This is a genomic window from Nocardia sp. NPDC057353, assembly GCF_042667085.1.
Lineage (GTDB): Bacteria > Actinomycetota > Actinomycetes > Mycobacteriales > Mycobacteriaceae > Nocardia.
In genome coordinates, this window is the sequence record NZ_JBHVAK010000086.1 from 1 (window position 1) to 21166 (window position 21166).

20 protein-coding genes and 2 tRNA genes are annotated in these 21166 nt (G+C 72.7%); 12 read left to right on the forward strand and 10 right to left on the reverse strand.

The features are described 5' to 3' along the window. Positions 1-32: 32 nt before the first annotated feature. Positions 33-2615, reverse strand: a complete 2583-nt coding sequence (pepN, locus tag ACFUUZ_RS29135; RefSeq protein ID WP_378701782.1) for an aminopeptidase N — start codon at positions 2613-2615, stop codon at positions 33-35. A gap of 109 nt (positions 2616-2724) precedes the next feature. Here pepN and ACFUUZ_RS29140 point away from each other — a divergent pair, with 109 nt between their 5' ends. Next, positions 2725-3564, forward strand: a complete 840-nt coding sequence (locus tag ACFUUZ_RS29140; RefSeq protein WP_378701784.1) for a phosphoribosylaminoimidazolesuccinocarboxamide synthase — start codon at positions 2725-2727, stop codon at positions 3562-3564. Positions 3565-3648: 84 nt separating this feature from the next. On the opposite strand, the gene ACFUUZ_RS29145 is transcribed toward ACFUUZ_RS29140, so the two are convergent. The 4 genes from ACFUUZ_RS29145 to ACFUUZ_RS29160 all read right to left on the reverse strand — a co-directional run bounded on the left by ACFUUZ_RS29145 (position 3649) and on the right by ACFUUZ_RS29160 (position 7079). Beyond that, entirely contained in the window at positions 3649-4137 is a 489-nt protein-coding gene (locus ACFUUZ_RS29145) for an NUDIX domain-containing protein (protein WP_378701786.1), read from the reverse strand. Next, positions 4134-5372, reverse strand: a complete 1239-nt coding sequence (locus ACFUUZ_RS29150; RefSeq protein ID WP_378701788.1) for an RNA polymerase sigma factor — start codon at positions 5370-5372, stop codon at positions 4134-4136. The genes ACFUUZ_RS29145 and ACFUUZ_RS29150 overlap by 4 nt, the downstream gene beginning before the upstream one ends. Then, positions 5369-5761: a YciI family protein gene (locus tag ACFUUZ_RS29155; RefSeq protein ID WP_378701790.1), complete on the reverse strand. Its 393-nt coding sequence runs from the start codon at positions 5759-5761 to the stop codon at positions 5369-5371. The genes ACFUUZ_RS29150 and ACFUUZ_RS29155 overlap by 4 nt, the downstream gene beginning before the upstream one ends. Positions 5762-5843: 82 nt before the next feature. Beyond that, entirely contained in the window at positions 5844-7079 is a 1236-nt protein-coding gene (locus ACFUUZ_RS29160) for an NAD(P)/FAD-dependent oxidoreductase (protein ID WP_378701792.1), read from the reverse strand. Between the two features lie 175 nt (positions 7080-7254). On the opposite strand from ACFUUZ_RS29160, the gene ACFUUZ_RS29165 reads away from it, so the two are divergent. Continuing rightward, on the forward strand, positions 7255-7884 hold the full coding sequence (locus ACFUUZ_RS29165) for a DsbA family protein (protein WP_378701794.1): 630 nt from the start codon (positions 7255-7257) through the stop codon (positions 7882-7884). Between the two features lie 7 nt (positions 7885-7891). On the opposite strand, the gene ACFUUZ_RS29170 is transcribed toward ACFUUZ_RS29165, so the two are convergent. Then, entirely contained in the window at positions 7892-8926 is a 1035-nt protein-coding gene (locus ACFUUZ_RS29170; RefSeq protein ID WP_378701796.1) for a M48 family metallopeptidase, read from the reverse strand. A 75-nt stretch (positions 8927-9001) separates the two neighbouring features. On the opposite strand from ACFUUZ_RS29170, the gene ACFUUZ_RS29175 reads away from it, so the two are divergent. After that, the gene (locus ACFUUZ_RS29175) at positions 9002-9472 is read left to right on the forward strand and encodes a ribose-5-phosphate isomerase (RefSeq protein WP_378701798.1); all 471 of its coding nucleotides are present in this window, start codon (positions 9002-9004) and stop codon (positions 9470-9472) included. A gap of 7 nt (positions 9473-9479) precedes the next feature. Beyond that, complete coding sequence (locus ACFUUZ_RS29180; protein WP_378701800.1) at positions 9480-10280, forward strand: Fpg/Nei family DNA glycosylase; 801 nt, start codon at positions 9480-9482, stop codon at positions 10278-10280. Here ACFUUZ_RS29180 and ACFUUZ_RS29185 read toward each other — a convergent pair. Next, positions 10277-11230 carry a diguanylate cyclase domain-containing protein gene (locus tag ACFUUZ_RS29185; protein ID WP_378701802.1) on the reverse strand — a complete coding sequence of 318 codons (954 nt, stop codon included), beginning with the start codon at positions 11228-11230 and terminating at the stop codon, positions 10277-10279. The genes ACFUUZ_RS29180 and ACFUUZ_RS29185 overlap by 4 nt on opposite strands. A gap of 703 nt (positions 11231-11933) precedes the next feature. Here ACFUUZ_RS29185 and ACFUUZ_RS29190 point away from each other — a divergent pair. Together ACFUUZ_RS29190 and ACFUUZ_RS29195 are read left to right on the forward strand one after the other, a co-directional pair. Beyond that, positions 11934-12004, forward strand: a tRNA-Gly gene (locus ACFUUZ_RS29190). 33 nt (positions 12005-12037) lie between these two features. After that, a tRNA-Pro gene (locus tag ACFUUZ_RS29195) sits at positions 12038-12114 on the forward strand. 39 nt (positions 12115-12153) lie between these two features. Here ACFUUZ_RS29195 and ACFUUZ_RS29200 read toward each other — a convergent pair. Together ACFUUZ_RS29200 and ACFUUZ_RS29205 are read right to left on the reverse strand one after the other, a co-directional pair. Then, positions 12154-12909: a hypothetical protein gene (locus ACFUUZ_RS29200; protein WP_378701804.1), complete on the reverse strand. Its 756-nt coding sequence runs from the start codon at positions 12907-12909 to the stop codon at positions 12154-12156. A gap of 248 nt (positions 12910-13157) precedes the next feature. Next, positions 13158-13346 carry a hypothetical protein gene (locus tag ACFUUZ_RS29205; RefSeq protein ID WP_378701816.1) on the reverse strand — a complete coding sequence of 63 codons (189 nt, stop codon included), beginning with the start codon at positions 13344-13346 and terminating at the stop codon, positions 13158-13160. On the opposite strand from ACFUUZ_RS29205, the gene ACFUUZ_RS29210 reads away from it, so the two are divergent. Next, positions 13273-13869: a fasciclin domain-containing protein gene (locus ACFUUZ_RS29210; RefSeq protein WP_378701814.1), complete on the forward strand. Its 597-nt coding sequence runs from the start codon at positions 13273-13275 to the stop codon at positions 13867-13869. The genes ACFUUZ_RS29205 and ACFUUZ_RS29210 overlap by 74 nt on opposite strands. A gap of 79 nt (positions 13870-13948) precedes the next feature. Next, positions 13949-14734, forward strand: coding sequence for an anti-sigma factor domain-containing protein (locus tag ACFUUZ_RS29215; protein WP_378701806.1), 786 nt, complete (start codon positions 13949-13951; stop codon positions 14732-14734). Between the two features lies 1 nt (position 14735). Here ACFUUZ_RS29215 and ACFUUZ_RS29220 read toward each other — a convergent pair whose 3' ends face one another. Then, positions 14736-17204 (reverse strand): phosphoketolase, encoded by a 2469-nt coding sequence (locus ACFUUZ_RS29220; protein WP_378701808.1) that lies wholly within the window; start codon positions 17202-17204, stop codon positions 14736-14738. A gap of 213 nt (positions 17205-17417) precedes the next feature. Between ACFUUZ_RS29220 and ACFUUZ_RS29225 the strand changes: the two genes are divergently transcribed. The 4 genes from ACFUUZ_RS29225 (at position 17418) to ACFUUZ_RS29240 (ending at position 21127) form a co-directional block, all read left to right on the forward strand. Beyond that, positions 17418-17987, forward strand: coding sequence for an FKBP-type peptidyl-prolyl cis-trans isomerase (locus ACFUUZ_RS29225; protein WP_378701810.1), 570 nt, complete (start codon positions 17418-17420; stop codon positions 17985-17987). A 221-nt stretch (positions 17988-18208) separates the two neighbouring features. Then, positions 18209-19606, forward strand: coding sequence for a trigger factor (gene tig / locus ACFUUZ_RS29230; RefSeq protein WP_378701812.1), 1398 nt, complete (start codon positions 18209-18211; stop codon positions 19604-19606). 196 nt (positions 19607-19802) lie between these two features. Further along, entirely contained in the window at positions 19803-20390 is a 588-nt protein-coding gene (locus ACFUUZ_RS29235) for an ATP-dependent Clp protease proteolytic subunit (protein WP_067654513.1), read from the forward strand. 68 nt (positions 20391-20458) lie between these two features. Beyond that, complete coding sequence (locus ACFUUZ_RS29240; RefSeq protein ID WP_357021036.1) at positions 20459-21127, forward strand: ATP-dependent Clp protease proteolytic subunit; 669 nt, start codon at positions 20459-20461, stop codon at positions 21125-21127. The last annotated feature ends 39 nt before the right edge of the window (positions 21128-21166 follow it).

The following is a 21166-nucleotide window of genomic DNA, read 5'->3' on the forward strand; positions in this document are numbered from 1 at the left end:
GGCGCGGTCCGTGAGGACCGCGCCGGACGCGTTTACTGACCCCGGTCGAAGGCCTGGGCGCGCAGGGCGCGCTCTACGCCTGCTTTGCCCTCGCTGACCAGGCGGTACAGCGCGGGCGGGTGCTCGCCCGCGAGGAACTCGTCCGCCTTGGCGACCGCCTCCTCGGTGATCACCCAGGACGGGTACAGCCCGACCACCACGGTCTGCGCGACCTCACTGGAGCGCCGCTCCCACACCTGCGCGATATCGCCGAAGTAGCGGTCCAGGTACGGCGCCACCAGCTCGCCCTGCCCGGCGGGGGCGAAACCGCCGACGATGGCGCGCGCGGTGATGTTCGGCACCGTGTCGTCCTCCATGACGGTCGCCCACGCCTGCGCCTTCACCTCGGCGATCGGCCGCGCCGCCGCGGCCGCCGCCGCCTGGCGCTTGCCCGCGGCGGTCGGGTCACCGGCCAGCTCCTTGTCGATGGCGGGCGTCTCGGTGCCGTCGGCGTCGAGCTCGCCCGCCGCCGCCAGCGCCGCCACGATCCGCCAGCGCAGGTCGGTGTCGACGAGCAGCCCGGGCAGCCCGACCCCGGCCGGGTCGCCGTCGAGCAGCTCGCGCAGCACCTCGGTGTGCCAGGCGGAGAGCCGGGCCGCGGTGAGCGCGTTGACGAAGGCGAGCTGGTGGTCCGAGCCCGGCTCGGCCTCGCGGGCCAGCTCCAGCAGCCGGTTGGCGAAGTCCGGCCAGCCGGTGCTGCTCGCCCACTCCGGCTCGGCGTAGGAGGCCAGCGTGGCGTGCGCCTGCATGAGCAGCCGCTGCACCACGCCGATCTCGGTCTCCGCGCCCACCCCGCGCTGCACCAGCGCCACGAAGTCGCGCGCCTTGAACTCGGCCTGCCTGGTCATCTCCCACGCCGCCGACCAGGCCAGCGTGCGCGGCAGCGGCTCGGCGATATCGGCGATCCGATTGACCAGCACGTCCAGCGAGTCCGGGTCGAGCCGCACCGAGCAGTAGGTCAGGTCGTCATCGTTGACCAGCACGAACTTGCCGCGCGGGACGCCGACCAGCTGCGGCACCTCGGTGCGCTCGGCCGCCTCCAGGTCCAGCTCGACCCTGGTGGTCCGGACCAGCCTGCCGTCCTGCTCGTCGTAGACGCCGATGGCGAGCCGGTGCACCCGCTGCTCGCCCGCGCCCGGCGCCGCCCCCTCCTGGACCACCGCGAACGAGGTGAAGGCGCCGTCCGCGCCGACCTCGAACTCCGGCCGCAGGATGTTCAGCCCGGTGGTCTTGAGCCACTGCGCGCCCCAGTCGGAGAGGTCGCGCCCGGACGACTTCTCCAGCGCGGCCAGCAGGTCGTCGAAGGTGGCGTTGCCGTAGGCGTGGTCGGCGAAGTAGGCGCGCAGCCCGGCCAGGAACGGCTCCAGCCCCACGTAGGCGACGAGCTGCTTGAGCACGCTGGCGCCCTTGGCGTAGGTGATGCCGTCGAAGTTGACCTCCACCGCGGCCAGGTCCGGGATGTCGGCGGCGATCGGGTGCGTCGACGGCAGCTGGTCCTGCCGGTACGCCCAGGACTTCTCCACATTGGCGAAGGTGGTCCATGCGCTCGTGTACTCGGTCGCCTCGGCCTGGCAGAGCACCGAGGCGAAGGTGGCGAACGACTCGTTCAACCACAGGTCGTCCCACCACTTCATGGTGACCAGGTCGCCGAACCACATGTGCGCCATCTCGTGCAGCACGGTCTCGGCGCGGCGCTCGTAGGAGGCCCGCGTCACCTTGGACCGGAAGACGTAGTCCTCCAGGAAGGTGACGGCGCCCGCGTTCTCCATGGCGCCCGCGTTGAACTCCGGCACGAAGAGCTGGTCGTACTTGCCGAAGGCGTAGGGAACGCCGAAGTTCGCGTGGTAGAAGGCGAAACCCTGCTTGGTCTCGGTGAAGAGCCGCTCGGCGTCCATGAAGTCCGACAGCGAGGCGCGGCAGTAGATGCCGAGCGGGATGGTGCCGTGCTCGTCGGTGTAGGCGTCGGTCCACTGCGCGTACGGCCCGGCGATCAGCGCCACCAGGTAGGTGCTCATCCGCGGCGTGGTGGCGAAGACGTGGGTGCCGGGCGCGGCGCTCTCCCGCGCGGCGGCGGCGCCGTTGGAGATGACCTGCCAGTCGGTGGGGGCGGTGACGGTGACGTCGAAGGTGGCCTTGAGGTCCGGCTGGTCGAAGCAGGCGAACATGCGCTTGGCGTCGGCCGTCTCGAACTGGGAGTACAGGTAGACGCCGCCGTCGGCGGGGTCGACGAAGCGGTGCAGCCCCTCGCCGGTGTGCGAGTACTCGCAGTCCGCCTCGACCACCAGCTCGTTGCGCTCGGCGAGATCGGTCAGCGCGATCCCGGTGGCCTCGTCGTAGCCGCTGACGTCGAGTTCGGTGCCGTTCAGCACGGCGGAGTCGACCGAACGGGCCACGATGTCGACGAAGGTGCGCGCGCCCGGGGTCGCGGTGAAGCTGATCACGGTGCGGGAGCGGAAGGTTCCCTCACCCGGTTTGCCCGCGCCGTCGGTCAGATCGAGGTCGATGCGGTAGTTCTCGACCTGCACCACCGCGGCGCGCTCGATCGCCTGGTCGCGGGTCAGGTTGGGTGCGGACACAGTGCTCCTTCTAAGTTCGGGTGACTCCGGCGAAGCCGCCGCTACTACAGGTTCGTAGTGCAGTATGGTCGCGTCGAGTTCAGTATGGTCACAACCGCGGAGGGTCTGGGTGAAGCACGTACACGCCGGGAAGGTCAGGGACCTGTACGAGGACGGGGACACGCTGCTGCTCGTCGCCTCCGATCGGGTCTCGGTCTACGACGTGTCGCTGCCGACCCCGATCCCGGAGAAGGGCGCGCTGCTCACCCAGCTCTCGAACTGGTGGTTCGACTTCTTCGGCGACATCCCGAACCACGTGCTCTCGACCACCGACGTGCCCGCCGAGTTCGCGGGCCGCGCGATCCGGGTGAAGCCGCTGCGCATGGTGCAGGTGGAGTGCATCGCCCGCGGCTACCTGGTCGGCATGGGGCTGCGCGAGTACCAGCGCGACGGCGCCGTCTCGGGGGTGAAGCTGCCCGCCGGGCTGCGCGAGGGCGACCGGCTGCCCGAACCGATCTTCACCCCGACCACCAAGATCTCCGACACCGGGCACGACGAGTTCCTCACCTTCGCCGAGGTGGTCGACCAGGAGGGGCGCGAGGTGGCCGAGCGGCTGCGCGACCTGACCCTGGACATCTACGCGCGCGGCGCCGCGCACGCCGCCGAGCGCGGGGTGATCGTGGCCGACACCAAGGTCGAGTTCGGCTGGGACGGTGCCGTGCTCACCCTCGGTGACGAGGTGCTGACCTCGGACTCGTCCCGGTTCTGGCCCGCCGACGAGTGGGAGCCGGGGCGGGCGCAGCGCTCCTTCGACAAGCAGTTCGTGCGGGACTGGGCGACCTCGACCGGGTGGGACCGGGAGCCGCCGGGGCCGGAGATCCCGGCCGATATCGTCGAGGCGACGCGGGCCAGGTACGTGCAGGCGTACGAGCTGGTCACCGGCCGCACCTGGGCGGGCGTCCCGGCCTGAGCCGGGCTGTGTCGGCGGCAGCCGCCGCGCGGGCCTGCTACCGCTGAAGTCCGCGTGGCGCGGTGCGTCCGAGCCGGGGGCGAATCAGTCCGCGGCGCCCTGCAGGTGCTCGCGGAGCCGGTCGAGGAGGGGGCGCGGGCCGGAGCCGAGCTTCTCGTGCGCGGTCGCGAGGTCGAACCAGGCCACCCGGTCGAGTTCGGGGAAGGCGGTGATCGTCCCGGAGCGCGGCGGCCACTCCAGATCGAAGGTGCCCGGCACGATCGCGGCCGGGTCCAGCTCGCCGCGGACCGCCCAGGCCGCGAGATTCTTGCGGTTGCGCCCGCTGCGGTAGCGCACCGCGCCGAGCGGCGTCCACGGCCCCTCCGGCACCGGGAGCCCCAGCTCCTCGGCGAATTCGCGGGCCGCCGCGACCTGCGCGTCCTCGGTCTCCGGGTCGTACTCGCCCTTGGGCAGGGTCCAGGCCCCCGCGTCCTTCCTGGCCCAGAAGGGGCCGCCCATGTGCCCGAGCAGCACCTCGACGGCCGGGCTTGACCCGCGGTACAGCAGCACGCCCGCGCTGAACGTTTCGCTCACGGTCCAGCAGTATGCCCGTGCCGCAGCCGGGCGGCGCGCAGCGTCAGGTAGTCGCGCTCGGGGGTGCTGGTGCTCGCCGCTGCGGCCGCGTCGTAGTGCGCGACGGCGCGCGCGGTGTCGCCCGCGAGCTCGTGCAGGTGCCCGCGCACCGCGTCCAGCCGGTGGCCGGTGGCGAAGGCGGGCTCCAGCCCCTCGGTCGCCGCGAGCCCGGCCGCCGGGCCGTGCACCATGGCGACCGCGACCGCGCGGTTCAGCGTCACCACCGGGTTCGATGCCTGCCGCTCCAGCAGGGTGTAGAGCGCGAGGATCCCCGCCCAGTCGGTCTCCGCCACCCGCAGCGCCTGCGCGTGCAGCGCCGCCACCGCCGCCTGGATCCGGTACGGCCCGGTCAGCCCGGCGCCGACCGCCGCGGTCGCCAGCCGGACGCCCTCGCCGATCATGGCGCGGTCCCAGCGGCCGCGGTCCTGCTCGGCCAGCGGGATCAGCTCGCCGTGCGGCCCGGTGCGCGCGCCCCGCCTGGCGTCGGTGAGCAGCAGCAGCGCGAGCAGCCCGGTCACCTCGGGGTCGTCCGGCAGCAGGCGGTGCAGTGCGCGGGTCAGCCGGACCGCCTCGGCGGCCAGGTCCGGCCGGTGCAGCGCGCCGCCCGCGCTCGCGGTGTGGCCCTCGGTGAAGATCAGGTAGAGCACGCGAAGCACCGGCGGCAGCCGCTCCCGCCAGGCCGCCCGGTCCGGCCGGGCGAACGGCTCCCCGAGCCCGGCCAGCCGCTTCTTGGCGCGCGCGATGCGCTGCGCCATGGTCGCCTCCGGGACCAGGAAGGCCGCGGCGATCGCCCTGGTATCCAGCCCGCCGACGGCGCGCAGGGTGAGCGCGACCGCCGCCGCCTCCGGCAGCGCCGGGTGGCAGCACAGCACGTACATGGCGAGGGTGTCGTCGCCCGCGGGCGGGTCGGCGCCGGGCACCTCGCGCTCGAACACCGCCTCCTCGCGCCTGCGCCGCGCCGCCTCGGCGCGGATCGCGTCGATGAGCCTGCGCTGCGCCACCCGCAGCAGCCAACCGCGCGGATTGTCCGGCAACCCCTCGTCCGGCCACGTGGTGGCGGCGGCGAGCAGCGCCTCCTGCACCGCGTCCTCGGCGGCACCGAAGTCGCCGCAGCGCCTGGCCAGCACGCCGAGCACCTGCGGGGCGAGCTCGCGCAGCAGCAGCTCGAGCTCGGGCGGCAGCTCCCCGCGGGTCACTGCCCGGCGGACATCACGGCGCGGACCTCGATGTACTCCCCGATCGGCGCCCCGCCCGGCCCCGGCGCGGCCGACATGCGCGCGGCGATCTGCACCGCCCGCTCCCGGCTCGCCACGTCGACCACCAGGTACCCGGCGAGGAACTCCTTCGTCTCCGGGAACGGCCCGTCGGTGACGACCGGCGCGGTGCGGCCGTCCGAGTGCACCACCAGCGCCTGGTCCGGCCCGGCCAGCCCCTGCGCGTCCACCAGCTCGCCCGCGGCGGCCAGCTGCTCGCCCAGCGCGCGCTGGAAATCGATGTGCGCGGCGATGTCCGCGGGCTCCCACTCGGGCAGCGGGGTGCTGCAGTAGGCGGCGGGGGCGTGCGACTTGAGCAGGATGTACTTCACGGTCGGCTCCTCGGTGTCGGCGCCCGGCGGGCGCGCTCACAGCATGGTCGGAGCCGGGCCCGCGCGCTCGACACAGTTCGGGTCACAGCTCGCGGGAGGTGTCCGCCAGCCGCTCCGGGTCGACCGGCTCGCCGCCCGCGACCAACTCGCGGATCCGGTCGGTGACCTCCCAGACATTGACGTTCATCCCGGCCAGCACCCGGTTCTCGCCGTCCAGCCAGAAGGCGACGAACTCCATGGCAGCGGTGTCACCGCGGACCACGACCCGCTCGGCGGCGCCGCGCGGGACGTGGCCGGTGTACTCCATGCCGAGGTCGTACTGGTCGGTGAAGAAGTAAGGGAGCCGGTCGTAGCTCGCCTCCCGGTCGAGCATGGTCGCGGCGGCGACGGCGGGTTGGTTCAGCGCGGTGGCCCAGTGCTCCACCCGGACCCGGCCGCCGAGCACCGGGTGCTGCTGCTCGGCGATATCGCCGACCGCGACGATGTCCGGGTCGCTGGTGCGCAGGTGCTCGTCGACCAGGACGCCGGTATCGGTGTCCAGTCCGGCCGCCTCGGCCAGCGCGATCTCCGGGCGCGCGCCGACCGCGACCAGGATGGCGTCCGCCTCGATCTCGGTGCCGTCGTCCAGCCGGAGCCCGGTCGCGACGTGGGCGGCGCCCGCGTGCGCGGTGGTGATCTCCGCGACGCCGGTGTTCAGCCGCAGGTCGACGTCGTGCGCGCGGTGCAGCTCGGCGAAGACCGCGCCCATCTCCGGGCCGAGCGCGCCGAGCAGCGGCTGCTCCGCGCTCTCCACCACGGTCACCGCGACGCCCGCCGCGCGCGCCGCGGCCGCCACCTCCAGCCCGATCCAGCCCGCGCCGATCACCGCCAGCCTGCGGGTGCCGCCCGCGAAGAGCTCGCGCAGCGTGTCGGAGTCGTCGATGGTGCGCAGCGTGTAGACGTTCGGGGCGTCCGCGCCGGGCAGGTCGAGGCTGCGCGGGCGGGAGCCGGTGGCGAGCGCGAGCTTGTCGTAGGAGAGCGTGGAATCGTCCGGCAGCGTGACGGTGTGCGCGGCCGGGTCGATGGCGCGCACCTCGGTGCCGAGCAGCAGCTCGACCCGGTGGTCGCGGTACCAGGCGTCCGGCGCCACGGTGAACTCGGCGAACGGCTTGTTGCCCGCCAGGTGCTCCTTGGAGAGCGGCGGGCGCTCGTACGGTAGGTGCTCCTCCGCGCCGATCACCGTGATCAGGCCGTCGAAGTCGTTGTCCCGCAATGCCTTCGCCACCCCCGCGCCACCCAGTCCGGCACCGACGACGATGAAGCGGCGTTCCGAGGTCATGACGGACTCCTCACGGTGGAAGGGCCTGGCGGCGACCTCGCCCACCCTAGTGCGGCCCGGCGCGCGCGAACTCCGGAATCGCGGCGCGGTTCGGGAACGATTCCCCGCCCGGGGTGGTTGCTCCCGAAGAGGGTGGCGCCTGCCGCCGCGACCGAGCTGTGAGAGGACATCGACCGTGAGCAAGGATGTTGCCGACTTCTGGTTCGACCCGCTGTGCCCGTGGTGCTGGATCACCTCGCGCTGGATCCTCGAGGTGGAGCAGGTGCGCGACATCGACGCCCGCTTCCACGTCATGAGCCTGGCGGTGCTGAACGAGGGCAAGGACCTGCCCGACGAGTACCGCGAGATGATGAAGAGCGCGTGGGGCCCGGTCCGGGTGGCGATCGCCGCCGCGCAGAAGCACGGCGACGAGATCCTGCCCGATCTCTACACCGCCATGGGCACCCGCATCCACCAGCGCAAGGACGAGTACGAGCGGCCGGACCGCGCGGAGTCGCTGGCCGCGGTGATCGCGGACTCGCTCGCCGAGCTCGGGCTCCCCGCCGAGCTGGCCGAGGCCGCGGAGAGCACCGAGTACGACGAGGCGCTGCGCGCCAGCCACCACGCGGGCATGGACAAGGTCGGCGACGACGTCGGCACCCCGACCATCCACATCAACGGGGTCGCCTTCTTCGGGCCGGTCCTCTCCCGCATCCCGCGCGGCGAGGACGCGGGCAAGGTCTGGGACGGGGCCGTCGCGCTCGCGGGCTACCCGCACTTCTTCGAGCTCAAGCGGACCAGGCACGAGGGGCCCGAGTTCGACTGAGCGGACGCTAGTTCGCCGGGTTCGCCCCGCCGGACCCGGCATCGCTCCCCGGTGGCCTGCTCCATGGTTCGGCCTGCGGCGGCACGGCGCTCCAGGACGACCCGGCCTGCGGCGATGCGCCGTACGGCGCATCGCCCTTGCCCAGCGGCACCGCCCCGTACGGCGGCGGGTACGGCCCGCCCGCGTACGGCGGCAGCGCGGGCGCCGCCGGCCACCAGAAGAGCTTCCCGTGCCTGCTCCGGTCGCGCAGCGCCCACATGCGCCAGGTCAGCACCGGGTGCGAGGAGAGCGCGTTCACCAGCCAGATGAAGAAGGCCCGCTCGGACGCCGCCCGGTCCGCCATCTCGTCGAACCGCACCGACGCGTTCAGGTACTTGCCCGCGGCCAGCGTCCCCATCGCGGCGGGCGCGCCCTCGTGCCGGTTGCAGTACCCGTGGTTGTCCGCGGTGTACTCCTGGGAGCGGATCAGCGCGGAGCCGAGCAGCGGCAGGAACGGCACGAGGAACATGCCGAGCTGCCGCCAGTAGGAGACGTGCCCGGCCGCGATGTGCCCGACCTCGTGCCCGATGATGAAGGCGAGCCCGTCCGGTTCCCGCGCCGCGCCGCCGATCTCGAACAGGTCGCTGTACACCACCACGTACCGCCGGAACCCGTGCCCGGAGGCGAAGGCGTTGATCTGGCCGTTGCCGAGCAGCACGTACGCCTCCGGCGCCTGCTTCATCCCGAAGCGCGCCGCGGCCTCCTGCACCATCCGGTACCCCTCGGGGAACTGCGTCGGCGACATCTTCACCGCGCCCACCCGCTGCGCCGCGTAGTTCACGCCGCGGCCGAACCACACCACGATCGGCGCCCCCGCGATCAGCAGCACGTACTGGTTGACGCTGCCCGCCACCAGCACCGCGAGCGCGATCAGGTACCCGATGACGGTCACCACGATCACCACCACCAGCAGCGGGATCTCCCAGGTGTGCCGAGCGGGCAGGCCGAAGGGGGAGAGCCCGCGCGGAGCGGGCCCTGACGGCGGCGGATGGTACGGCTGCATGCGAAGAACTCTAGGCAGGATCCGTGTCGCCCGCCCCCGTGCGGCGTCGGAAACGCGCCTGACACAATCGCTGCCATGCGCGTATACCTGGGTGCCGACCATGCCGGCTTCGAGCTGAAGAACACTGTCAAGGCCCACCTCGAGCAGGCGGGGCACGACGTCGTCGACTGCGGCGCGCTGGAGTACGACGCGCTCGACGACTACCCCGCCTTCTGCATCGAGGCGGCCCGCCGCACCGTGGCCGATCCGGGCAGCCTCGGCCTGGTCTTCGGCGGCAGCGGCAACGGCGAGCAGATCGCCGCGAACAAGGTGCCCGGCGCGCGCTGCGCCCTGGCCTGGAGCGTGGAGACCGCGCAGCTGGCCAGGCAGCACAACAACGCGCAGCTGATCGGCATCGGCGGCCGCATGCACTCCGCCGAGGAGGCGCTGGCCATCGTGGACGCCTTCGTCAGCACCCCGTGGTCGGACGAGGAGCGGCACCAGCGCCGGATCGACATCCTGGCCGAGTACGAGAAGACCGGGGTCGCCCCGGCGCTCCCCGCCTGACCCCGCCGTGCCGGAGGGCCACACCCTGCACCGGCTCGCCAAGCTGCACCGGACGCGCTATGTCGGGGCGCCGGTGCGGGTCGCGAGCCCGCAGGGCCGCTTCGCCGCGGGCGCCGCGCTCGTCGACGGGCAGGTGCTGACCCGCGCCGAGGCGTACGGCAAGCACCTGCTGCACCACTACGAGTCCGGGCTCGCGGTGCACGTGCACCTGGGGTTGTACGGGGCCTTCACCGAGCTGCCGCTGCCGATGGGCGAGCCGACCGGCCAGGTTCGGATGCGCATGGTCGGCGCCGCCGGTTTCGGCACCGACCTGCGCGGCCCGACCGCCTGCGAGGTGCTCACCGAGCCGGAGGTCGCCGCGCTCGCCGACCGGCTCGGCCCGGACCCGCTGCGCCGCGGCGCCGACCCGGCCCGCGCGCTGGATCGGATCCGCCGCTCCCGCAGGCCGATCGGCGCGCTGCTCATGGACCAGAAGGTGGTCGCCGGGATCGGCAACATCTACCGCGCCGAGCTGCTCTTCCGGCACGGCGTCTCGCCTTTCCGCCCCGGCGCCGAGCTGGGCGCGGCGGAGTGGGGTGCCATGTGGGCGGACCTGGTCGCGCTCATGCGGGTCGGTGTCCGGGTCGGCAAGATCGTCGTCATCCGCCCCGAGGACGACCACGGCGCCCCCGCCTACGGCCCGGACCGGCCGCGCACCTACGTCTACCGCAGGCAGGGCGAGCCCTGCCGGATCTGCGCCACCCCCGTCCGGCACGCCGTGCTGGAGGCGCGAAACCTGTTCTGGTGCCCCGTGTGCCAGCCCGGCTAGCCCGCCACCGCGGTGCCGAGGTCGGGGCCGCCCGCCTCCGCGGGGGCGTAGCGCCGCCCGCCCGCCGTCTTCGCCGAGTACATGGCGCCGTCCGCGCGGCGCAGCAGCTCGGTGAAGTCGCACGGGGTGCCTGGCAGGTTGTAGGCGGTGCCGACGCTGGCCGAGACCGGCACCGGGCCGACGCTGGACCACACCGGCTCGCGCAGCGCGCCGACGATCACGGTCGCGAGTTCGGTGAGCGCGGACGGCGAGACGCTGCCCGCCAGCACGAATTCGTCGCCCCCGTACCGGCAGATCACCATCTCCGGGATGCTCACCTCGCGCAGCCTGCGGGAGAGCTCGACCAGGACCTCGTCACCGACCGCGTGGCCGTAGCCGTCGTTGATCTGCTTGAAGCGGTCCAGGTCGACGACGAGGACGCCGATGCCCTTGCTGCGGTCGGCGGCGATCGCGCGGACCCGGTCCAGGAGCAGGGTGCGATTGGCGAGATCGGTCAACGCGTCGTGCGTCGCCTCGTGCTTCAGCCGGTGCTGCAGCGCCGCGATCTCGCGCACCCGCTGCGAGACCTTCGCCTCCTGCTTCTCCTTCTCCTGCGCCAGCGCGCGGTTCTGCAGGGTCTCCGCGTAGCTGTCGATCGCCTGGCTGGCGACCAGCGGCCAGCGCGTCGCGACCAGGGAACCCGGTGTGCCCGACGGGAAGCCGAGCAGCCAGCGGGTGGCCTGCGCGAGCATGCGCGTCCGCTCGAAGGGAACGTCGGCAAGCATGGCGCCGAGCCTGCGCGCCTCGCGCACCGGGAACGGCTCCGAACCGGCCAGGTACAGCAGCCGTTCGATGATCTCGGCCAGCTTCGGTTCCACCTGCTGCACGGTCGTGCTCGACCCCGGCTCGGCGCAGATCGCCTGCGCCCATGCCCTGGCCATGACGGTGACCGGTGGCTCGAAGATCGACATCGAGATCACCGGCGACGGGTGACGTGGAAGGCCGTGCCACAGGTCCCTGCGTCACCCCGATCGAGCCCACTGCTATGCGGTCTGGTCCACCGAGTTCGGTGCACGCTCACCGCCCCCTTTCCAGATACCCCCGTCCGGCAAAAAGGATCCTAGCAAGCCACTCGGCACCGAAAAACGCCACTTGACACTGGTTGTCGGGTTTTCGGCACCGCGCGAATGGCGATGGGAGAAGTATGACACCACCGTGACCTCCGCGTGACCTTCGAGCCGATGTTCGCTGCTCGATCGCGGGCCGGTGGATCGTGCGCCGGCGGCCGGGCGGAGCGCGCCCCGCCGGGGCCGGATGCGCGGAGTTCGCCGGCGGCCGGGGCGGCACGGGGTGCGCGCGCCCGGAGCCACCCCGGGCGACGTGCGCAGAACTCCCCATGGTTCCCCTGATGACAATGGTGCTCCGACGGTGCTGGCCGACCCGCTCCGGCACCACCGGAGCGGGTCGCCCTCCATGTTTGCTCGCCGTCGCCGAATGCGCCGCGATTTCGCGGAACATACTGCTGTTTATTTTTCGGCGCCCCCGCGATGCTCGCGCACCGTCAATCCCCCTGGCGCCGCCGCGGCCGTTCGCGTGATTGGCGCGAGCGGTCCGCCGTTCGGTACAGTCGGCACGCACACGACATCGTGGCGATCCCATCGATGTCGTATGCCCGCGGGTGTAGTTCAATGGTAGAACCTCAGCCTTCCAAGCTGATGGTGCGGGTTCGATTCCCGTCACCCGCTCTACGCACGAATCCCTCGGCCCGCCCGAGGTCACGGGGTGTGGCGCAGCTTGGTAGCGCATCCGCTTTGGGAGCGGAGGGTCGCAGGTTCAAATCCTGTCACCCCGACCAGATCTCACGAATTCCGCGCTGCCCGGGTAGCGCTCGCCGTCAGGTGCGGTCCAGCTCGTACAGCCGCGCCCCGGCCGCGTCGTAGACGACGAGGTGATCGGCGGCGACGAACTCGACTTCGTAGCGGGCGCTGTCGGCCGCCCGTTCGACCACCAGCGTGTAGCGCCCGGCGGGATCGGGGGCGGTGGCGAGGGTGCAGGTGGTGGCGGCGCCGAAGCCGGTGCAGGCGCCGCCGTTGGCGGTGAAGGTGCGGGGGGCGGTGCCGTCGGAGGGGGTCCAGGTACCGAGGATCGCCTCCGGGCCCGCCTTGCCTGTCCCCGCGGGGCCGCCGCCCGCGGACGGCGCGGACTCCGTGGTGGGGAGGTCGTCGCCGCTGATCAGGCCGATGACGCCCGCGCCGATGACGATGGCGGCGGCCGCGACGGCGGCGGTGACCGCCGGGCGGGCGCGGGCGTAGGCGAGCAGCCGGGCACGGAGGCCGGGGTCGGCGGCGGGCCGCGGGTCACCGGCGGCGGCGTGCAGCGCGGCGGCGAAAGCGGGGTCGGCGGCCGCCGTCTCCTCGATGGCGCGCACCGCGTCCGCCCTGGTCCGGCCGGTGACGGCGCCGCGCTCGGTGCCCGCCTCGACGAGCAGCCGCTCCACCGCCTCGGTGCCGCCGAGCCGCGCGACGACGACGGCGTGCACCCGGTCCATGGCGAGATCGAGCTCCGCGCCGGCGAACCCGGTCGGGGCCAGGCGCCGGTCCCTGCCCGCCGCCAAGGCGATCAGCAGGCCGACGACGATCTCCGGTCCCATGCACGTCCTCCCGCTCGGTCTGGCGAACCCACATCGTGTGCGGTGCGCGGCGGCTCCGGTATCCGTCGAAGGTTCGATACCGCTCGGCCGACGGCGCCGGTGCCGGTCCGATCCAGGGGGCGGGCGGCCTCGAATTCGAGGGGGGAGAGGTTTGCGCTCGCGCATCGCCAGTGCATCGATTCGCGAAAATTTTCCGAGAATCTCGGGAGAAACCCATCCGGTCGATGCGGTAGCGCGAACTCCGTGCATCAATCAACGCACGGCCCGGTGCGCCGGCCGTCCCGGAAGATGTGGATGACGATGATCCGAACGAAGCAACGAACGGTAGTGGTCGCGTCGATGCTGGCGGCCGCGGCGCTGGGGATGACGGCCTGCTCCTCCGATTCCTCGGATTCGGCCTCATCGACGACCTCGTCGATGAGCTCCAGCATGGCCATGACGACCACCTCGGGCGCGATGAGCGCGGGCGCCGCCCCGGTCGGCCCCGGCTGCGCCGAGTACGCCGCCCAGGTGCCGACCGGCGCGGGCTCGGTGGAGGGCATGGCGCAGGACCCGGTCGCCACCGCGGCCGCCAACAACCCGCTGCTCACCACGCTGACGCAGGCCGTATCCGGCCAGCTCAACCCGCAGGTGAACCTGGTGGACACGCTGAACGGCGGGCAGTTCACCGTGTTCGCGCCGGTCGACGCGGCCTTCGCCAAGATCGACCCGGCCACCATCGAGTCGCTGAAGACCGACTCGGCGACGCTGACCAAGATCCTCACCTACCACGTGGTGCCCACCCAGGTGGCGCCGGACGCCATCGTCGGCACGCACGCCACGGTCGAGGGCCAGGAGGTGACCGTCACCGGCACCCCCGAGAACCTGAAGGTGAACGAGGCCGGGGTGATCTGTGGCGGCGTCAAGACCGCCAACGCCACCGTCTACCTGATCGACTCCGTGCTCATGCCGCCTGCCTGATCAGGGCGAACGCCGGAGAGCACGGGTCGGATCGGCCCGTGCTCTCCGGTCGTGCACGCACCGGACGACTGGAGCCACGATGAGCGATCCGGAGCCGGCCCGGCCGGACCTCCTCGACCTGGCGTACCCCTACGCGCTGGACGCGGTCGCCGAGATCGAGCGCAGGCACATCGACGACCGGCTGCGCGGCGCCGACCCGGCGACCGCCGCCGAGTTCACCGCGCTGGTGCGCGGGGTGCACGAGACCATGGCGATGCTGAGCGCGCTCGACTCGCGCCGTCCGCCCGCGCGGCTGGAGAACGCGGTGCTGCGCGCCATCGACGAGGCGATGGGCGGTGCCGCGCGGGCGACGACGAGCGGCGTCGCAGGGGCGACGCCGGACGGCAGCACTCGCCCGTCGAGGGCGCAGCGGCTCGGCTCGTCTCGGCTGCTCCCGGTCGCGGCGGCCGCCGCGCTGGCGGTGCTGGCCGGGATCGGGGCCGCGATCCTGGTGCGGCAGCACGATCCGGGCCCGCCCGCGGCGCTGCGCGCGGACACCGTGCTCGGCCAGCCCGACGTCCGCGGCCGGGCCGCGGAGCTGCCCGCGGGCGGCACCCTCACCGTCACCTCGTCGGCGCGGCTCGGCGCCGCCACCGTCTCCTTCGCGGCGCTGCCCGACCCGCCCGCCGGGCACTGCTACCAGATGTGGCTGCTCGCCGCCGACGGCACGCCGCGCTCGGTCGGGGTGATGGAGCACGCCCCGACCCCGGGGTCGAACGTGGTGCTGCGCACCGGCGCGGGCGACGCGCTCGCGGTCACCGTCGAACCCGGCCACGGCTCCGCGCGGCCCACCGGCGCTCCGCTGGTGCGCCTCCCGCTGGCCTGACCTACAGGCTGACCTCCGGCCAGCTCCACTCCGCGACGCACGGGATGTCCGCGCCGTGCTCCCGCGTCCACGCCCTGGCCCGGAAGCGCGCGTCCACCATCTCCTGGCGCAGCCCGGCGGCGCGCTCGCGCAGCTCAGGCACCCGGTCGATGACGTCCATGACCAGGTGGTAGCGGTCCAGGTCGTTCAGCATCACCATGTCGAAGGGCGTGGTGGTGGTGCCCTCCTCCTTGTACCCGCGCACGTGCAGCCCGCTGTGGTTGGTGCGGCGGTAGGTCAGCCGGTGGATCAGCCACGGGTAGCCGTGGAAGGCGAAGATGACCGGCCGGTCGCGGGTGAAGAGCGTGTCGAACTCCCGGTCCGGCAGCCCGTGCGGGTGCTCCTCGCGCGGCAGCAGCCGCATCAGGTCGACCACGTTCACCACCCGGACCCGCAGCTCGGGCAGCCGCTCGCGCAGGATGGCGGCCGCGGCCAGCGTCTCCAGCGTCGGCACGTCGCCCGCGCAGGCGAGCACGACGTCCGGGCTGCTGCCCGCGGCGTCGCCGGTGCTCGCCCACTCCCAGATGCCCGCGCCGCGCGCGCAGTGCGCCGCCGCCTCGTCCACGGTGAGCCAGTCCGGGCCCGGCTGCTTCCCGGCCACCACCACGTTCACCAGGTGCCTGGAGCGCAGGCAGTGGTCGTAGGTGGCGAGCAGGGTGTTGCCGTCCGGCGGCAGGTACACCCGGACGATCTCCGGCTTCTTGTTCAGCACCACGTCGAGGAAGCCGGGGTCCTGGTGTGTGAAGCCGTTGTGGTCCTGGCGCCAGACGTGCGAGGAGAGCAGGTAGTTCAGGCTCGGCACCGGGCGCCGCCACGGGACGGCGGCGCTGGCGTCCAGCCACTTGGCGTGCTGGTTGAACATGGCGTCGACAATGTGGATGAAGGCCTCGTAGCAGGTGAAGACGCCGTGCCTGCCGGTCAGCAGGTACCCCTCCAGCAGCCCCTGGCACAGGTGCTCCGACAGCACCTCGATCACCCGGCCGCGCCGGTCGAGCCCGATGTCGAACTCGCCGATCTCGGCCTGCCAGTCCCGGCCGGTCACCTCCAGGATGTCCTGCAGCCGGTTGCTGGCCAGCTCGTCGGGGGCGAAGGTGAGGAAGTTGTCCGGGTTGGCGGCGGTGACGTCGCGCAGCCACCCGCCGAGCACCCGGGTGGCCTCGTGCGCGCTCGCGCCGGGCGCGGGCACCTCGACGCCGTACCCGCGCCAGTCCGGCAGCCGCAGGTCGCGCACGAGCGCGCCGCCGTTCGCCACCGGGTTGGCGCTCATCCGGCGCTCGCCCGCGGGGTTCAGCGCGTCCAGCTCCCGGACCGGCGCCCCCGTCTCACCGAAGAGCTGCTCCGGCCGGTAGGAGCGCAGCCACTGCTCCAGCACCTCGCGGTGCCCCTCGTCGCCGCGGGCGTTGGGCAGCGGCACCTGGTGCGCGCGGAAGGTCCCCTCGACCCGGTCGCCGTCCACCACCGGCGGGCAGGTCCAGCCCTTCGGGGTGCGCAGCACGATCAGCGGCCAGATCGGGCGGGCGCCGTCGCCGCCGGTGCGCGCGGCGCGCTGGATCTCGGCGATCCGGTCCAGCGCGCCGTCCACCGCCGCGGCCAGCGCCTGGTGCACCTCGGCGGGGTCGCTGCCCGCCACGACCACCGGGTCGTAGCCGTAGCCGCGGAAGAGCGCGCGCAGTTCGTCCTCCGGGATCCGGGCGAGCAGCGTGGGGTTGGCGATCTTGTACTCGTTCAGCGCCAGGATCGGCAGCACCGCGCCGTCCCGCGCCGGGTTCAGGAACTTGGCCGAGTGCCAGCTCGCGGCCAGCGGACCGGTCTCCGCCTCGCCGTCGCCGACCACGCAGAAGACCGTGAGGTCGGGGTTGTCCAGCGCGGCGCCGAAGGCGTGCAGCAGCGAGTAGCCGAGCTCGCCGCCCTCGTGGAAGGAGCCGGGCGTCTCCGGCGCGCAGTGGCTCGGCACCCCGCCGGGAAAGGAGAACTGGGCGAAGAACGCGGCCATGCCGTCGGCGTCGCGCGGGATGTGGCTGTACAGCTCCGAGTAGCTGCCCTCCAGCCAGGCGCAGGCGTTCGGGCCCGGCCCGCCGTGGCCCGGCCCCGCGACGAAGACCGCGTTCAGGTCGCGCTGCCGGATGGCCCGGTTGGCGTGCGTCCAGACCAGGTTCAGCCCGGGCACGGTGCCGAAGTGGCCGAGCAGCCGCGGCTTGATGTGCTCGGCGGCGAGCGGCTCGCGCAGCAGCGGGTTCGCCATCAGGTAGATCTGCCCGACCGAGAGGTAGTTGGCCGCGCGCCACCAGGCGTCCAGCGCGGTCAGCTCGTCCCGGTCCAGCGGGCCGGGCGCAGGCCCGAGGTCGTAGGGGCGCGGCGCGACGGTCTCGCCGTCGCCGCTGCCGGTATTGTCCGCCGAGGTATCGCCTCCGGCGCTGGCCAGTCGCGTCATCCGCGGGCTCCTCCCGTGTGGCGCCTGCGCTCGCCGCGCCCGACGGGCACGGCGCCGCTCGCCGCCTGGTGCTTCGCAGGTATCCGTCCGTGTGCGGGCGCCGACCGCGCCGTCGGTCCCGGTCGCCGAGCTACCCCTGGCCGCGGCGGTCAATCGTTTTCGAGCGTAGCCCGGTGGCCCCCGGTACGCCCGGCGGGCGATAGGGTCCGCCGCATGCGAAGTTTCCGCAGGATCATCGGGATCGGCGCCGTCGCCGTCGCGGCGAGCGCGCTCGTCGCGTGCGGCTCGGACGATTCGAGCACAGCCACCGCACCCACGACCTCCGCTCGGGCCGCGAGCTCCGCCGCGGCGACGCCCGCCGCGCCCAAGGGCCGCGAGTGCACCGCCGACGACATCGGCGTCGAGGGCGGCTTCGGCACCGCCCCGGTCATCACGCTGCCGGACGACTGCGACCCGCCGAAGGGGCTGATCACCAAGGACCTGGTGTCCGGCTCCGGCCCCGGCGCGCAGCCCGGCCAGCCGCTCACCATGAACTACTCCCTGGTGACCTGGTCCAACCAGAAGAAACTGGACAGCTCCTTCGACCGCGGCGAGCCCTTCCAGCTCACCCTCGGGGCGGGCGAGGTCATCGAGGGCTGGGACACCGGGCTGTCCGGGGTGCAGCAGGGTACGCGGCGGTTGCTGATCGTGCCGCCGGACCTCGGCTACGGCCAGGGCGGGCGCGGAATCGCGCCGAACGAGACCCTGGTCTTCGTGACCGACACGGTGCAGATCGGCGGCTGAGCCCGCGACCACCCGCCGGATGCGGGGTGCCGTAGGTGGTCCACTACCCTTGTCGGGATGCCTGACGCCGCACCAGCGCCGTCCGGCGAGCGCGGGATCACCACGGTCGATGGCCGGGGTACGCCCGTGCCCGGCGGCGGGGGAGCGGCGGCCCCGCGCGGCGTGCCCGGCGGGTGGGGTACGCGAATGCCGACACCGAACGACGAACAAGGAGCATGTCCGTGAAGAGCACCGTCGAGCAACTGAGCCCGACCCGGGTCCGGATCAATGTCGAGGTGCCCTTCGAGGAGCTGAAGCCGGACTTCGACAAGGCGTACAAGGCGCTGGCCAAGCAGGTCCGCATCCCCGGCTTCCGCCCGGGCAAGGCCCCGGCCCGGCTGCTGGAGGCCCGCCTCGGCCGCGGCGCCATCCTGGAGCAGGTCGTCAACGACGCGCTGCCCGCGCGCTACAGCGAGGCCGTCACCACGGCCGAGGTGAAGGTCATCGGCCAGCCGGAGATCGAGATCACCAAGATCGAGGACGGCCAGGAGCTGGCCTTCTCCGCCGAGGTCGACGTCCGCCCCGAGGTCACCCTGCCGGACTACAGCTCGCTCGCGGTCACGGTCGACGCCTTCACCATCGGCGACGACGACATCGACGAGCAGCTGCAGTCGCTGCGCCAGCGCTTCGGCACCCTCTCCGGCGTCGAGCGCGCCGCGCAGGAGGGCGACTTCGTCTCCATCGACCTCTCCGCCACCGTGAACGGCGAGGAGGTGCCGGAGGCGGCCACCACCGGGCTCTCGCACGAGGTCGGCTCCGGCCAGCTCATCGAGGGGCTGGACGAGGCGCTGATCGGCCTCTCCGCGGGCGAGTCCAAGGAGTTCACCACCAAGCTGGTGGCGGGCGAGCACGCCGAGCAGGAGGCCGTCGTCACGGTCACGCTGCAGTCGGTCAAGGAGCGCGAGCTGCCCGAGGCCGACGACGAGTTCGCCCAGCTGGCCAGCGAATTCGACACCCTGGACGAGCTGAAGGACGACCTGCGCACCCGGGTCGAGCGGGTCAAGAAGGTGCAGCAGGCGGGCGAGATCCGGGACAAGGTGCTGGAGGCCCTGCTGGAGCAGGTCGAGGTCCCGCTGCCGGACGCCGTCGTGCAGGCCGAGGTCGACGCGCTGGTGCACGACGCCGTGCACGGCTTCGACCACGACGAGGCCAAGTTCGCCGAGTCGCTGGAGGCGCAGGGGTCGAGCCGCGAGGAGTTCGACAAGGAGACCCGCGAGGCGGCCGAGAAGTCGGTGAAGACCCAGCTGCTGCTGGACGCCATCGCCGAGAAGGACAACACCCAGGTCGGCCAGGAGGAGCTCACCGAGCGGATCCTGTTCCAGGCGCAGCGCTACGGCATGGCGCCGGAGCAGTTCATCCAGCAGGTGCAGCAGGCGGGCCAGCTCGGCGCGGTCTTCGCCGACGTGCGCCGCGGCAAGGCGCTCGCCGGTGTGGTCGGCCAGGTCACGGTGACCGACTCCGAGGGCAACGCGGTGGACACCGGCGAGCTCTTCGGTGAGCCCGCGGACGACGCGGCCGAGACCGAGGCGGCCGAGACCGACGCGGTGGAGACCGAGACCGCCGCCGCCAAGGCGGAGTGACGGGCCTGCCGCGAGCAGCGCGGCGCCGGGTGTGCGGTGTGATTGCGCTGTGAGCGAAGAGGGGCGGTACCGGGAGTTCGGTGCCGCCCTGCTTCGTTAATGTTTGTGACAGTGAAGCGATGGCCGTGTGGGGCATCAGCGACGAGCCGGTGAGAGAGGGCAGGTATTCGTGGACAACAATCAGGCAGGGGTGCGCATGACATCCGCAACTGCTGGACTGAACCTCAGTGATTCGGTGTACGAGCGGCTGCTGCGCGAGCGCATCATCTTCCTCGGCACGCAGGTGGACGACGACATCGCCAACAAGCTGTGCGCCCAGATCCTGCTGCTCACCGCCGAGGACCCGACCAGGGACATCGCGCTGTACATCAACTCGCCCGGCGGGTCGGTGACCGCGGGCATGGCGATCTACGACACCATGCAGTTCGCCGAGTGCGACATCCGCACCGTCGGCATGGGGCTCGCCGCCTCGATGGGGCAGTTCCTGCTCACCGCGGGCACCAAGGGCAAGCGCTACGCGCTGCCGCACGCGCGGATCATGATGCACCAGCCGTCGGCGGGCATCGGCGGCTCCGCGGCCGACATCGCGATCATGGCCGAGCAGTTCGCGCACACCAAGCGGGAGCTGAACGAGCTGCAGGCGCTGCACACCGGCAAGTCCGTGGAGCAGGTCGCCGCGGACGCCGACCGCGACCGCTGGTTCACCGCGAACGAGGCGCTGGAGTACGGCTTCGTCGACCACGTGGTCAGCCACGCGAACCAGGCCAACGGCGCAGGCGCCTGACCGCCTCCCCGAGACAGACCCCGCCCGGACCCGGAAGTCCGGCTGCCGCACAGACTTTGGAGACGAACATGGTCAACCCGATCGATCCGCGCGCCGGCCTGTCCGGCACCGCGCCGCAGGGTGCGCAGTCGCGCTACATCCTGCCGTCCTTCATCGAGCACTCCAGCTTCGGCGTCAAGGAGTCGAACCCCTACAACAAGCTCTTCGAGGAGCGCATCATCTTCCTCGGCGTGCAGGTGGACGACGCCTCGGCGAACGACATCATGGCGCAGCTGCTGGTCCTGGAGTCGCTCGACCCGGACCGTGACATCACCATGTACATCAACTCGCCCGGCGGCTCGTTCACCTCGCTGATGGCGATCTACGACACCATGCAGTACGTGCGCGCCGACGTCGCCACGGTCTGCCTCGGCCAGGCCGCCTCGGCCGCCGCGGTGCTGCTCGCCGCGGGCACCCCCGGCAAGCGCGCCTGCCTGCCGAACGCCCGCGTGCTGATCCACCAGCCCTCGCTGGAGGGTGGCATCCAGGGCCAGGTCTCCGACCTGGAGATCCAGGCCGCCGAGATCGAGCGCATGCGCAGGCTGATGGAGACCACCCTGGCCAGGCACACCGGCAAGGACGCGGACACCATCCGCAAGGACACCGATCGCGACAAGATCCTGACCGCCGACGCGGCCAAGGAGTACGGGATCATCGACACGGTGTTCGACTACCGGAAGCTGAGCGCGCAGAAGTGAACCCCCGCCCACGTGGCCGGGGCCGCCGCAGCGGCGGCC